Source organism: Silvimonas sp. (genome assembly GCF_031291215.1).
Taxonomy (GTDB): domain Bacteria; phylum Pseudomonadota; class Gammaproteobacteria; order Burkholderiales; family Chitinibacteraceae; genus Silvimonas; species Silvimonas soli.
In genome coordinates this window covers 160,707-174,869 of record NZ_JARLJK010000054.1, presented here as the reverse complement: position 1 = coordinate 174,869, position 14,163 = coordinate 160,707, and the positions used below count along the sequence as shown (strand labels likewise).

Here is a 14,163-nt window from a genome sequence, read left to right as displayed (position 1 = left end):
TTGCCGCCTCCTTATTTCTGGATATCCATGAAACGCCAGGACACCTGGAGGACGGGATGAACCTCATCGCCCAGAACACGGGGTTGCATCAGGCGGTTACGGAAACGTGTTTCGCCTGGCAGCCATGGGGTTTCTTCCATCATCACCTTGTTCATTTCGTCATACAGGTGATTGCGTTCCGGACTGTCCTGCATTTTTTGCGATTCCAGATACAGCTTGTCGTAGCGTGGCGAGTTATAGCAGGCGGTATTTTCTGCGCCGATGTTCTTGCTGTAATTGAGCATCACGAAATTTTCGCCGTCCGGATAGTCCGCGATCCAGGCCGCACCAACCATGCCGTAGGTGCAAGAACGCATGGCCTTGAGCAGATCATTGAATGTGACCGGGCGGAACGACACACGAAGGTGAATAGAGTCCAGCGCTTCTTGCCAGTATTCATTCCACTGACGACCAACGGCAGACGCATCTGACAAAAAGTCGATGGAAATGGGCTTGCCATCCGGCGTGGTGCGATAGCCATCCGGGCCGATCTTGTAGCCAAACTGATCCAGCAAGGCATTGGCTAGAGGACGGTTGAACCCGTAATCAAGGCGGAAGTTTGGGTTATGCCCAACCACACCCGGCGGCACGATGTATTCCATGCGCACGGCATTGTTGCGACGGATATCGCGAATGGTCTGGTCGGTATCAAACGACATGGCAATGGCGCGACGCAGGGCGATTTTTTCTTTGCCCAAGCCACCCAGCACCGGGTCTTGCATATTGAACGGCCAATAGGTCATTTCCGGATCAAGCACCCGGCTGATCTTGATTCCCGCTTTGCGGTATTCGGCCTTGAGCGCGGCACGGCGCGGGTTCTTTGGGTCCATGTTCAACACGCCACGCAACAATGGCTGCGGAATCGAATACAACTCATCCAGCTGGCCGCTCTTGAAGGCCAGCCACATGGGCTGTTCTTCGGTGAATATCTGTACTTCGATGCGGCCGATCTGCGGCATGGTTTTGCCGTTCATGTCTTTTGCCACCTGCTCACCCGCCTTGTCGCCAGGCGTGGGGTGGAAGTCATAAACGATATGACGGAAATTGGGGTTGTACACCAGCGTGGTTTTTACGCCCGGTTTCCATTCTTTGAGAATGTACGGGCCAGTGCCGACCGGGTGGGCGTTGGAATTCTGGCCATAGGCTTCAATCACTTCACGCGCTTGCGGCGAGGTATGCGGCATCGCCAGGACATACGAGAGCGCGGGATATGGGTCTTTGAGCTTGAGCTGGACGGTATAACGATCCAGCGCCTTGATCCCTTCGCACGGGGCGTCGTAATTGAACTTGCCGTTTTTGGCTTTCTCGGCCAGTTCATCGACACCGACAAAATGACCAAGTACCAGGTAATTGGAGGGCGAACCCGTTGCCGGATCGGCCAGACGCTTGAGGCCATAGACCACGTCAGCAGCGGTCAGCTCGCGCTTTTTGCCATTGAAAACAGGGTCATCCGCAAAATAGATGCCCTTTTGCAGGTGGAAGGTATAGGTGAGCCGATCAGCGCTGATCTCGGGCATAGCCTGTGCGGTCAACGGAATCAGCTTGGCCGGACGTGCGACATAGTCATACGTCAGCAATGGCTCAAAGATGTTCTCGATCACGCCGTGCGAGTACACATCAGACACCTTGGCCGGGTCATAACCGGTTTCGGCCGCGTTGAACGAGCTATGCAGCACCTTGTCCGGATCAGGCGCGGCTTGCGCTTGCCAGGCCAGAATGCCGAGCATGGCGGCGAGCGCCAGCTTTCTGATTCTCATATTTCCCCCTTCCCTGATCCGCGTGTTACAGGGATCCCCTGTAATCAATACTGCTGTTTCTGTTTTTGCCGCAGCTGGATTGATGTATGCATTCTAGCCAGGCGATTGTTGCTGTAACGAACACTTGAGCACTGCCAAACGCCAGTTCGCGCAACCTGTTCAGGCTGCAAAACCAAACTGACGCCTAATAAAAATGCCTGAGAGGAATCCCCCCAGGCATCTCAATCACTACACCGTTGCCAGCATCAAACCTGTTCCGGTTTTGCACGCTACGGCGAGTGTTACTCGGTTACTGCAGGAACTGCTCGCCACCCACAATGCCAATCTTCTTCACGCCCAGACGTTGCGACTCGGCCAGTACTTCAGCGACCGGTGCATACGATGCATCTTTGTCAGGGCGGATATGGAATTCCGGCTGCGGGTTTTGATTCGCAATCGAGGTCAGTTTTTGTTCCAGCGCAGCGCGGCCATTCACCAACTCGCCATCCCAATGGATCTCATTGTTCGGCAGGATATCCAGTTGCACCACGACGGGCTTCTTGTCGTTCTGCGGCTGGTTATTGTTGGTTGGCATGTCCAGCTTGATGGCATGCGTCTGGATTGGGATGGTAATGATCAGCATGATCAACAGAACCAGCATCACGTCGATCAACGGCGTGGTGTTGATTTCCATCATCAGTTCGTCATCACCGGACGAGCCTACTTGCATGCCCATAGTCGTTCTCCACACGGCAAACGCTGTTGCATTTGCCTTAAAAATCCGGGCTTGCAACCGGGCCGGTCAACTGGCCTGGTTGCAGAGCGATCCACATCAATTGTTTGGCTGCGGCTCGGTAATGAACGCAATCTTGACGATACCGGCACGTTGTACGGCCAGCACGATGCGGCCCAAGGGACCATAACGTGCATTGATGTCGCCCCGAATGTGTACTTCAGGCTGCGGTTCTTTCACTGCGGCCTTTTCGAGTCGGGCCAGCAATTCTTCATCGCTGACGGGTTTCTGGTTCCAGTAGGTAACGTTTTTGTTATCTACAGCCAGAACGATGTTTTCCGGTTTGGTCTGCGTCGGAATGTTGGTTTCCGTCGGCAGCTTCACATTGACGGACTGGGTCACCACCGGGATGGTGATCAGGAAGATGATCAGCAACACCAGCATCACGTCGACCAGCGGCGTGGTGTTGATGGCAGACATCACCTGATCTTCATCACCAGAGGCGCCACCGTGACTGGGTCTACGATAACGCGCCATGGTTTTTTACCTTACTTGGCAGGCGAAGCGAGCAGGCTTGCGTGCAGGCGACCAGCCACCACACGAATCATGTCCAGCACCAGCTTGTTGCGACGAACCAGCCAGTTGTAACCCAGCACCGCAGGCACAGCCACTGCCAGACCAATCGCGGTCATGATCAGCGCTTCACCCACCGGACCGGCCACCTTGTCGATGGAAGCCTGACCAGCAATACCGATGGCGGTCAGCGCGTGGTAGATACCCCACACCGTACCGAACAGACCCACGAACGGTGCGGTCGAACCGATGGTTGCCACCACGGACAGACCCGATTGCATGTGGTGACCTGCGGAATCCATGGAATCGGAAATCGCCATGGCAACCCAGGTGTTCAGGTCAACACGGTTAGCCAGTTCACCCTTGTGTTCTTTGGCGGCTTCGATGCCGGCAGTGGCAACGGCGGTAAACAGCACGTCGTCGTTCTCGGCCACAGCCTTTTGTTGCAGTTCAACGCCGTGGGCTTCCAGCAGCGAGCGGCCATGCTTGAGCAGGCGACGCTGTTCCAGCAGCTTGACGATACCCACGTACCAGGTGGCCGCGGACATGATCAGCAAAATGATCAGCACGGTGCGGGCTACTACGTCGCCCTGGTTCCACAGTGCATCGATGCCGTACGGGTTGCTGCCGGCTTCAGCGGCGCTGGCCACTGCCGAGACAGCCATCAGGCCGGTCACAGCAGCAAAGGATTTGATGAAGGAGGAGAAGTGCTTAGTCATGATTTCGACCCTTAAGTAAAACGTTGATCCCTGATCAGGAATCAGAATTCAAATGGAAGTTGTATTCGTAACTGAACGAACCAGCCGGGCAAACATAGGACTGCAAAGCCTTGGTAATTTCACTCTTGAACTGATTACGGTAGCTCGCAGGGATAGCCTTGAACGAGATGTTGTCAATTGCCGTGAATTTACCGTTGCTGCCAACACTGAACACAATCGAAACCAGACCTTCGATGCCATCTTCCATGGCTTTGGACGGGTATTCGGGTTGTTCCAGATGGCTACAATTGCCGCGTGCTGACAGCGGACCTGTCGGCGCGGGAGCAGCTGTGGGTGCAGGGGCCTGAACCGGAGGTTGCGGAGCAGGATCCGACGTCGTCGCAGCAATCGCAGTAGGCGCAGCCTGAGGTTGCGGATGCTCAACCGGCGGCACGTATGCCTTGGGCTGTTGCGGTTGCGGAACCGTTTTCTCGACAACCTTCTCTACTTTGGGAGGCGGAGGGGGCGGAGGGGGCGGAGGGGGTTCGCTGATAATAGCGACTTCCACCTTCTGCTGGATTTTCTTGACCGCGTCTTGCGCCAGGCCCGTTACCAACGCGTAGATCAGAAGAGCGTGGAAAACCACCACCCCAATCAGACCTGTCGCGCGACGGCCACCGGCACGACCACTGCCATATCCGTACGCTGTGTTAGCCATGTTCGGCTCAACCTATCAATTCACCTGAAGACCCGCCGCCTGAACTACCGGCGACAGGATTCAGAAGTTCAACTTGCCACAACCAACAGCTCACCCTCTCGGGCTTCGCTGAAACTTGCTTCCATTTGCCCGGCCCCTGCCCTGCCCGAAGACAGGACCGAGGCCGGATGCAACTCCCTACAATTACATCTTGTACGAAGCTTGCAGGTAGTACGCACGACCAACCGAGTCGAAGAAGCGTGGATCGTAACCTTGCTGGAAGGCGTAATCCTGGTTGGAGTACGGTGGTTCTTTATCAAACAGGTTCTTGATACCGAACGTGATCGACAGGTTCTTTTGGTACACGTAAGTGCCGGACAGATTCCACAGGATGTACGAAGCTACGCGATTACCTTCATACATATCGTGATAACCAGTCTGATAGGTCGAACCCAGCAGGCCGCTAAAGTTACCCTTGTTCCAGTTCAGGTTCAGGTCTTGCTTGTAACGGAAGATCGGCGCGTTGTTGTAGTCCGAGAACTGACCGATACCGTGGTAGTACTGACCATCTTTCTCGTGCTGATAATCAAACTTGGTCAGGTAAGTACCGTCGTAAGTGATCGCAAAGTTACCAATATCGGTCTTGGGCAGACGTACCGTTGCCGACAAGTCGATACCAGAGATCATGGTGTTACCCAAGTTCTGGGTGGTATCGATCACGTACAGCAGCTTCTGAGTGGATGGATCGCGAACGAAACGGTCTGCGTACTTATCCGGATCATCAAAGATCGCAGTTTCAGACAGCACGCCAATGGTGTCGTGGATGTTGGTCCAGAAGAAGTCAGCAGAAGCAGTCACAGCCTTGATTGGCTCAACCACAAAACCGAAGCTAGCGGAGTTGGACTTTTCTGGCTTCAGGTTATTGCTGCCACCGATCAACAGTTGCTGCTGCGCGGCGCAATCGCGGCCCTGATTGCCACCAGGCTGCAGAACGCCGCCCTTGCACAATACCGGGTCATCATACTGACCAGCGGTGTTGGTCTGCTGGTTCGGCTGATAGATGTTGTAGAGCGACGGAGCGCGAAAACCGGTACTGGCGTTACCGCGGAACTTGATCTGTTCGATCGGCTGATAAGTGAACTTCACTTCCGGATTCACGGTATTGCCGAAATCGCTGAAATAGTCATCACGTACGGCCAGACCAGCATTGAACTTCTCAGTCACCGGAATATCGAATTGCGCAAAAATGGCTTGCGAATTACGGCTACCGGATGTGTTCTTGGAAGACTCAAGACCTGTACTCAACGCTTGAGCTGCCAGAGGCGTGAAGTTCGCATCAAGACTTTCGTGACGAGCTTCAACACCTGCAGCGAACTGCACGTTACCTGCTGGCAAAGCGAAGATGTCTTTGTTGACGTGGAAGTCGGCCAAAGTGGTGGCGTACTTGTCTTCCTCGATCTTGCCGTTCAGTGCAACGCTATCCCAAGCACCGGCAGCGGAGTCGCCGAACGGGTTCAGGGTGCCGTCGTTAAATGCGTCTTGTAACTTGCTACCGTCAACGTAACCACCGGTCAGGTAGTGACGAACCTGGTTTTGCGAGTACGCCAGACCACCAGCGTATGCCCAGTCACCAATCATGCCATCAGCGGTGGCCATGATCCGTTGGGTCGTGGATACAACTTCATCCAGACGATCGCCAGCCGGAATGGAGCGAGAGTGCAGTTCAAGCGAGTCCGTACCAGCGGGCGCATTGGCCAGGCCAAAGTATGGCGAGGTGCTCGGCAAATTGAAGAAGTCGTTGGTGTAGGTCAGCAGTGGTGTCGGAGCAATACGAGTCTTCGTGGTGGTTTGCGTGCCGATGTACTGCAAGGCCACAAGGTTGTCTTCGTTGATCTGCTTCGAAGCCTTACCCGTCAGAGTGTATTGCTCAATTTCAGGCTGGATACCGTAAAACAGCGGAGTCTGTTCGCGACACGCCTTGCCGGTACCATTACCCACCAGGACTGGGGGTTGGCAATTCGGCGCGGTGGTGTTGAGCGTGCCATAGGGTACTGGGTTGCCCTTGTCGTCGAACTGACCAGGGATATTCAGCGGTTTGCCGTTGCCGTCCAGCGGTACGAAGTTGGACGGGAAAGTATTGCTGCTCACGCCTTGCGGGTTCAGGCGATTGGAAGCAAAGTCACGATCCGAAGTCTTGATTTCGTTGGTCTTCGAAGCGGTGAAAGAACCGTAAACATTGAAGCCATCGTCAACCAGGCTGCCCTTGCCGCCGGTCACGCTCACTTCTTTGGTCATGCCACCTGGATGCTGTGGATCCAGGATACGGGCTTCAATCGTCGCACCTTGAACGGACTTCTTGGTCACGAAGTTGATAACACCGGCGATCGCATCGGTACCGTAGGTGGCTGATGCGCCGCCCTTATATACGTCGATGTGATCAATTGTTGCCAGCGGAATGGCATTCAGGTCAACCGCCAGGCCGTTACTGGCCTGGTTAGCCATACGACGGCCATCCAGCAGAACCAGCGTGTATTGCTCACCCAAGCCGCGCAAGTCGGCGAACGCAGCACCACCGTTGTCGGTACCGACAGAGGTCGCAGCGGTAATAGCCGAGGTATTGGCAGCGATAGCGGCAACGGCTTGTTCGACGTTGACGATACCTTGCTTGGTCAAGTCTTCCGTCTTGATGACGGTAACAGGGTTGGCACCTTGCTGCTTGATACCACGAAGATACGTACCGGTTACTTCAACACGGTTTGCCGCAGCGGAGGAGGTTGTTGAGGATGAATCTGCATCATCTGCGAAGGCAGATGCTGCATACGTTGCACCGATCATTGCCAGTGCCACTACAAGAGTTTTTCTTTTATGAAGCACAACTGCCTCCCAGGGTTGGTAAGTGGAAGCCCACATCCTTACAGTACGGCCAAGGGGTTCGCTGTTGGCGACCCACTCCGGCCATCGTTGTCGGTTGGCCGTGTAAGTGTGCGGATAATCGCAGAAGTGACATTCACTCCACAAAAAAAATGGGAATAGTGCTCAGAATTGTTGTCAAAAAAACACAGTAAACACGTTACAACACGATAAACAGGTACTTTTTGGCATTATCAAAACACGATTAAATCGTTAAAAATCAATACATTAAACATGTAAAACAAGTACCAAAAGAAACTGTTGTCGTATCATGACAACAGTCAAACCACTTTGCACACCCATATGCAGGGTGTAATCGGAACCCCACCAACTACAAAAATGCGTTAAAAAATAGAATATAGATTACGTCAAATATTCAATTAAGAACTATAAAAAATTCCTAATATATAATACACAAGTAAGCATAAAGTAATTATCAATTGAAACAAGTGTTTAATGAGAGTGCAAAAGCACACTTTTGGTGCATATTACTTACACCGCTTTGAAATGTGCACCAGTCATGGACTCCTCCTCACCAGGCACCAGGAGGGGTTGTCAGGAAATATTCCATATGCAAGTACCACCCCTGCCTAAAATCGACCCAAGAAGTATTCGGGATATCCCGCACAGCAAAGAGAACTGACCTTGCCTCTCGAATAAAAGGACAAGTGTTTTGCCCTATCCACTTTCAAATCTGGCCCAAATCGGTGATTGGCGGCGGTTAAAGTCAGTTGAAGAGGCTTGCAAGGCAGGAGATAAAGACGGCAATCGAGAGGCTGGGGGGAACGCAGGGAGAAAAAGGGTCGATTTGAATCGTCTGACCAGTACGCTACGTAATCTGACCCAGCGCGCACGCGAGAGCGCGCTCTGATGCCAGCGAGCTTGCCTGGATGCAGATTGATGCCTGTTGATTGCGGAGACTAGCCAGTGTGCTGTTATTCAGGTGAGCGCGGCCATTGCAGCTGCAACTCACTGTGAAACTCGCGCATGACGCCGCTCAGCGGGTCCACAAAGGCCAGTGAACGTGCCAGCAGTTGCAGTGGTTTGGCGAAGTCGTCGTCCTGATCCGCTTGCACAATCGGGTACCACGGATCATTCAGAATCGGCAGGCCCAGCGCGGACATATGCGCGCGTAGCTGGTGTTTTTTGCCGGTGTGTGGCTCCAGCCGATATAGAGCAAGCTCCCCTGCCCGCTCGATCACTGAAATGCGGGTTTCCGAGTTGGGCTCCCCCGCCACTTCTTGCGAGGTAAAGAACTTGTCGCCTTGCTCCAGGCGGCTGATGTGCGTGCGCGGCAGCAGCAGATCGGCACGCCAGGGCGCCACCGCTTCGTAGACTTTGAATACGGAACGCGCTTCAAACAAAGACTGGTAGGCGCCACGGCTGGGCGGATGCAGGCAAAACAACACTAACCCGGCAGTTTCGCGGTCCAGCCTATGCACGGGGGTGAGTTCCGGTAAATCCAGCTGCGTGCGCAAGCGGGCCAACAACGTTTCGCGAAGCCGCCGACCGGATGGAATGGTGGCCAAAAAATGGGGTTTATCTGCCACCAGAATGTAGTCGTCGCGATAGAGCACGCTGGCCTCGAAAGGAATCGGCTCCTCATCGGGCACTTCCCGGTAATACCATAGACGACCACCAGAACAATATGGGTCGGAGCCGGCGACGGGGCGGCCGTGGTCATCGACGATTTCGCCATTGGCCAGGCGGGCAAACAATACGTCTTGCGGTAAATGTGGAAAACGCGCGAGCAGAAAGCTGCGCATATCTGGCCAACGGCCTTGCTCAGGCAGGATCACAAAACTGGGCGCCACGCCATTGCGATGCGGTACTGGGGCAATACGCGACATCAGGATTTATCCAGCGGCGTTTTGTCCGCCTCAACGGATAGCGGGTTGGCATCTGGCTCGGCAGAGGTTGCGTTTTGTTGTTCCCATTCGTCTCGTAACCGCTGGTCTTGCGCTTGCTCAGCACATTTTTCTGCTTTTTTGATCTGGCCGCCGCGTTTGAGCCAGAAAATCAACCAGGTCGGCAGCACGCCCAGAAACAGGATGAAGGCGCCGCCCAGCGCGACGCTGCCGGTGCCCACGGCAATCATCAGGATCACATACAAATAACCGATCAACAGGATGTACATATATATCTATTTAGTCCGTCCGCCGAAACGTTAGCGCGGCGGCGCCAGTTGCAGCATCAAGGCATTGATAAAGCGGGTGTATTCGCTAATCATTGCGCTGACAAATTGAGGCAAATACGGCACCACCATATATAAAGAGACGGCGCCAATCGCCAGCGTAATCGGGAAGCCGATCGCAAAGACATTCAGTTGCGGCGCGGCGCGGGTCATTACGCCAATCGCCAGATTGGTGATCAGCAAGGCCGCGATAATCGGCATGGCCAGTTGCAGGCCGGTGCTGAAGATAACACTGCCGTGATCAACCAGCATTTTGAGCGCGCCAGCCGCCAATGGCTGCGCAGTGGGCGGAAACTGGCTAAAGCTGTCGACCAACGCACGCAATACGATCAAGTGCCCGTTCATGCTCAGAAACAGTAGCGTGGTCGCGGCGCTCAGGAACTGCGCTACCACCGGCACATTCGCAGCACTCTGCGGGTCGTAAAACGAGGCAAAACCCAGGCCCATCTGCAAACCGGAAAGATTGCCCGCAAGCTCCACCGCCGTAAAAACCAGCCGCATACTCATGCCGATCATCCAGCCCACTAGCAACTGATTGATGCCGATCAGCACACCCGGTGCCGAGAATACCGGCACGTCTGGCATGGTCGGGAGAACGGGCGCGATCAGGATGGTGAGCAGCAGCGCAAAGGCCACACGTACGGTGGAGTTAATGGCCGCACTGGAGAAAAACGGATCGGCCAGAAACACGCCGAGGATCCGTAGAAATGGCCAGAACAACAGCGCGAGCCAGCTGTTCATCTGGGCATCGGTGACGGTAAACATACTCAGCGGTTAACCAATCAACTGCGGAATGCTCTGGAACAGCCGCGTGGTGTAATCGGTAATCACGCTAATCATCCACGGGCCGGCCAGCACAAACACCAGAAACGCGATCAGCAGTTTGGGGATAAACGACAAGGTGGCTTCGTTAATCTGGGTGGCGGCCTGAAAAATCGATACGATCAAGCCCACCGCCAGCACCGCCAGCAGAATCGGCCCGGCCAACAGCACCAGCACTTCCATGGCCCGCTGGATCAGGGTTACGACGGTTTCGGGACTCATGCTATTCACCTATGAACGGACGGATCGGGTTTTATGGCTATGGAACACAAGCACGGCGAAGGTTTGATATGAAGCCGCCTGCGCACGCGCACCTACCGCTATCCAGTATAGAAGCTCTGTACCAATGACCCCATCAGCAAGGTCCAGCCATCCACCAGCACAAACAACATCAGTTTGAAGGGCAAAGAGATGGTAACTGGCGACACCATCATCATCCCCATTGCCATCAGGATACTGGCCACCACCAGATCGATAATCAGGAACGGGATAAACACCATAAAGCCGATCTGGAAGGCCGTTTTGAGTTCACTGGTCACAAACGCTGGCACCAGCACGCGCAGCGTGACGTCTTCCGGGCCATTGGGTTTTTGTGTACCAGAGATATCAATGAAGAAGGCGAGATCGCGCTGGCGCGTCTGCTTCAGCATGAAGTCTTTTAACGGTACGGCGGCTTTATCCAGCGCATCGTTGAACTGCATTTTCTGAGTGGAATACGGAACGTAGGCGTCGGTATAGATTTTGTCGAAAACCGGCGACATCACAAAAAAGGTCAGAAACAACGACAAACCGACGATGACCTGATTGGGCGGCGTGGTGGTCGTGCCCAAGGCCTGGCGCAGCAGGGATAACACGATCACGATGCGGGTGAACGCGGTCATCATTAGCAGCACTGCGGGCAAAAAGGTCAGTGCAGTCAAAAACAGCAGCGTCTGGATCGGCAACGAATAGGCCGTGCCGCCATTGCCTGGCGTGGCGGTCATGAACGGAATACCCGCATCCGCTGCGTGGGCGGTCAAGGCGAAGCCGCCCAGCAATAAAGCAGCCGCCAGCATGGCTACACGTTTCATCAATACGGACTTCATGCCTGTGGTCTCTTGCGGGCGATGATTTCTGCCAGGCGAGTGGCAAATTGCGGCGGGACAGGTGCGGCGGGGGCATCGTCCGGTTTGGCTTGGGTATGCAGCAGGTTTACTGCGTGCGGCGTCACCCCAACCACCAACCAGGTGTTATCAAGTTCGACCACCACCACACGCTCTTTGGGGCCAACCATCGCACCGGACACCACGCGCAAGCGATTACCCGCCGCCATGCCTGGCAGCAAGGAAAACCGGCGCATCAGCATGGCCGACACAAAAATCAGGCCGAGGACAAACACCAGCGCGAGCACGACCTGCGCCAGTTGGCCAAACGAAGAAGCAGAAGTTGCGGCAGGAATAGCTGCGGATACTGCGGATGCTGAAGTTGCGGCGAGAATAGTCCCCGCACTTAGCGTAAAGACGGCACCCAATGTGATGCGGTTTAACAGCATGAATTGCACTCGGGCGCGCCCGGCCCCACTTTGGACTGACGGATTATCGGGTAGACACCGGAATCAGAGGCCGCCTGCGCCATGCGTGGCAAGGCGAGCGGCTCTGATCACGTTCTGATGACTATTTATGCAGGCGGCGAATACGTTCGGCTGGGGTGATGATATCGGTCAGACGAATACCGAACTTGTCGTTCACCACCACCACTTCGCCCTGCGCAATCAGACAGCCATTGACCAGCACATCCATCGGCTCGCCAGCCAGACCGTCAAGCTCCACCACCGAGCCTTGCGCCAGTTGCAGCAAGCTACGGATGGCGATCTTGGTTCGTCCCAGTTCCACGGTCAGCGCAACCGGGATATCCAGGATCATGTCGATATTGTTCGGGGTACCGGGTGCGGTAGTCTGGACGGCGTCAAAGCGCTCGAAAATGTCGGCTGCGCTTTTTACGTCTGCAGCCGGTGCGGCGGCCTGACTATCTGCTTCGGCCTGCTCGGCCATGGCGGCAGCCCAGTCGTCCAGCGCCTCTTCGGGCGCGCTATCCTCAGCCATGTGCATCTCCCCGCTCTACATCGCCCGATCCCATCAAGGAGTCGGCGTTATTCAGTATTTTGTTGACTTTCAAAGCGTACTGGCCGTTGAGAATACCATAGTTGCATTCCAGCAACGGCACGCCGTCCACGTCGGCAATGATGGCTTGCGGGATCTCCAGCGAGATTACATCGCCCGATTTGAGATTGAGAATATCGCCGAGCGTAACCTCGGTATTGCCCAATGTAGCCACCAGATCCACCTCCGCGTTCTGAACCTGCTTTTGCAGCAGTTTCAACCAGCGATTATCGGATTCGATCCGGTCAGCCTGCATGGAGCTGTACAACACGTCGCGAATCGGTTCGATCATGGAATACGGCAGACAGACGTGGAAATCACCACCGCCAGCGCCGAGTTCAATCTTGAATGTGTACGCTACGATTACTTCGGTAGGCGTAGCGATATTGGCAAACTGCGTGTTCATTTCGGAGCGCACGTAGCTGAATTCGCACTCGAATACCGGCTTCCACGCTTTGGCATATTCTTCAAACACCACGTCCAGCAAGCGCTGGATAATGCGCTGTTCGGTCGGGGTAAAGTCCCGCCCTTCCACCCGCACGTGATAACGACCATCTGAACCAAACAGATTATCGACCACCAGAAATACGAAGTCCGGATCAAAGATAAACAAGCCGGTGCCACGCAACGGCTTCATCTGGATCAGGTTCAAATTGGTGGGTACAGCCAGATTGCGAATGAACTCGCTGTATTTCTGCACCCGCACCGGACCAACGCTGATTTCAGCATTGCGGCGCATGAAATTAAACAAGGCAATGCGCAAATTACGGGCAAAGCGCTCGTTGATGATTTCCAGCGTAGGCATGCGCCCACGCACAATGCGCTCTTGCCGACCAATGTCATAGGCGCGCACGGCACCCGCGTCGAGGTTTTCCTCAACGACGTCTTCCTCTCCGGTCACCCCACGCAAAAGCGCGTCGACCTCTTCCTGGGAAAGAATATCGTCTGCCATTGATACGATCTGTTTACCCGTAAAACCTGCGGTTTACTGCAATTACCAACTGTTATTGCTCGTTATTGCACTGACTATTACTTTTTATTGCCCAATACCGTTATGCGCTATCGCGCCGTTATTGCACGATGAAAGTCGTGAAATTAACGGATAACACACCCTGATCATCGGCATGAACGCCCAGAACTTTATTAATGGCCTGGCGAATCTCATTGCCCAGTTTATCGGTACTGTTTGGCGCCTTCATGTCTTCTGGTGTTTTGCTGCGCAAGAGCTTGTTCACTTCGTTCTGCACTTTGGGCAGCAAGTTTTTCAGATCTTCTTCTGATGCCGCATCCGCCACTTCAACCACAATGTCGGTTTGCAGCATGGTTTGCCCGTCAGGCGAGTTCAGATTAACCGTGAACTGCGACAGCTTTTCGAAAATCGGGGGATGATCATTTTTCTTCTTCTCGGCTTTGGCCTTGCTTTGATGGGAGGACGAATCACTACCATCATCTGCGCTGTCCGAGCTGTTATGCATCAGCAGGAAAGCGGCAGCGCCGCCAGCGATGACCAACACCAGGACGACGCCGAGAATAATAAATAACAACAGCTTGGATTTGCCTTTGGGCGCCTTGGCTTCAGCCATAGTTTATTCCGTACGTTTACGTTGCTTGCCTGCGCCCGGC

The 14,163-nt window shown here is 54.5% G+C and carries 15 protein-coding genes; all 15 read right to left on the bottom strand.

The genetic code is table 11. The features are described 5' to 3' along the window. Positions 1-11: 11 nt before the first annotated feature. Positions 12-1,796 (bottom strand): ABC transporter substrate-binding protein, encoded by a 1,785-nt coding sequence (locus P4L78_RS02370; protein WP_309326765.1) that lies wholly within the window; start codon positions 1,794-1,796, stop codon positions 12-14. Positions 1,797-2,085: 289 nt separating this feature from the next. Next, positions 2,086-2,511: a biopolymer transporter ExbD gene (locus P4L78_RS02365; protein ID WP_283148571.1), complete on the bottom strand. Its 426-nt coding sequence runs from the start codon at positions 2,509-2,511 to the stop codon at positions 2,086-2,088. A 96-nt stretch (positions 2,512-2,607) separates the two neighbouring features. Further along, entirely contained in the window at positions 2,608-3,045 is a 438-nt protein-coding gene (locus P4L78_RS02360; RefSeq protein ID WP_283148570.1) for a biopolymer transporter ExbD, read from the bottom strand. Positions 3,046-3,056: 11 nt separating this feature from the next. After that, on the bottom strand, positions 3,057-3,800 hold the full coding sequence (locus tag P4L78_RS02355) for a MotA/TolQ/ExbB proton channel family protein (RefSeq protein ID WP_283148569.1): 744 nt from the start codon (positions 3,798-3,800) through the stop codon (positions 3,057-3,059). A 34-nt stretch (positions 3,801-3,834) separates the two neighbouring features. Then, positions 3,835-4,497 carry a hypothetical protein gene (locus tag P4L78_RS02350; RefSeq protein ID WP_283148568.1) on the bottom strand — a complete coding sequence of 221 codons (663 nt, stop codon included), beginning with the start codon at positions 4,495-4,497 and terminating at the stop codon, positions 3,835-3,837. A 183-nt stretch (positions 4,498-4,680) separates the two neighbouring features. Then, positions 4,681-7,311, bottom strand: coding sequence for a TonB-dependent receptor (locus tag P4L78_RS02345; RefSeq protein ID WP_309326761.1), 2,631 nt, complete (start codon positions 7,309-7,311; stop codon positions 4,681-4,683). Between the two features lie 1,010 nt (positions 7,312-8,321). Further along, positions 8,322-9,236 carry a pseudouridine synthase gene (locus tag P4L78_RS02340; RefSeq protein ID WP_309326759.1) on the bottom strand — a complete coding sequence of 305 codons (915 nt, stop codon included), beginning with the start codon at positions 9,234-9,236 and terminating at the stop codon, positions 8,322-8,324. Further along, positions 9,236-9,523: a hypothetical protein gene (locus P4L78_RS02335; RefSeq protein WP_309326757.1), complete on the bottom strand. Its 288-nt coding sequence runs from the start codon at positions 9,521-9,523 to the stop codon at positions 9,236-9,238. The genes P4L78_RS02340 and P4L78_RS02335 overlap by 1 nt, the downstream gene beginning before the upstream one ends. Positions 9,524-9,553: 30 nt before the next feature. Continuing rightward, complete coding sequence (gene fliR, locus P4L78_RS02330; RefSeq protein ID WP_309326755.1) at positions 9,554-10,321, bottom strand: flagellar biosynthetic protein FliR; 768 nt, start codon at positions 10,319-10,321, stop codon at positions 9,554-9,556. Positions 10,322-10,354: 33 nt separating this feature from the next. Further along, positions 10,355-10,624, bottom strand: coding sequence for a flagellar biosynthesis protein FliQ (fliQ, locus tag P4L78_RS02325; protein ID WP_283148563.1), 270 nt, complete (start codon positions 10,622-10,624; stop codon positions 10,355-10,357). A 98-nt stretch (positions 10,625-10,722) separates the two neighbouring features. Beyond that, positions 10,723-11,487, bottom strand: coding sequence for a flagellar type III secretion system pore protein FliP (fliP, locus tag P4L78_RS02320; RefSeq protein ID WP_283148562.1), 765 nt, complete (start codon positions 11,485-11,487; stop codon positions 10,723-10,725). Further along, positions 11,484-11,933 (bottom strand): flagellar biosynthetic protein FliO, encoded by a 450-nt coding sequence (fliO, locus tag P4L78_RS02315; protein ID WP_309326753.1) that lies wholly within the window; start codon positions 11,931-11,933, stop codon positions 11,484-11,486. Before fliO ends, fliP begins: the two co-directional genes overlap by 4 nt. Before the next feature lie 121 nt (positions 11,934-12,054). Continuing rightward, positions 12,055-12,483, bottom strand: coding sequence for a flagellar motor switch protein FliN (fliN, locus tag P4L78_RS02310; RefSeq protein WP_309326751.1), 429 nt, complete (start codon positions 12,481-12,483; stop codon positions 12,055-12,057). Further along, complete coding sequence (gene fliM, locus P4L78_RS02305; protein WP_283148559.1) at positions 12,476-13,492, bottom strand: flagellar motor switch protein FliM; 1,017 nt, start codon at positions 13,490-13,492, stop codon at positions 12,476-12,478. Before fliM ends, fliN begins: the two co-directional genes overlap by 8 nt. A 118-nt stretch (positions 13,493-13,610) precedes the next feature. Beyond that, positions 13,611-14,123 (bottom strand): flagellar basal body-associated FliL family protein, encoded by a 513-nt coding sequence (gene fliL, locus P4L78_RS02300; RefSeq protein WP_309326749.1) that lies wholly within the window; start codon positions 14,121-14,123, stop codon positions 13,611-13,613. Positions 14,124-14,163 lie beyond the last annotated feature (40 nt).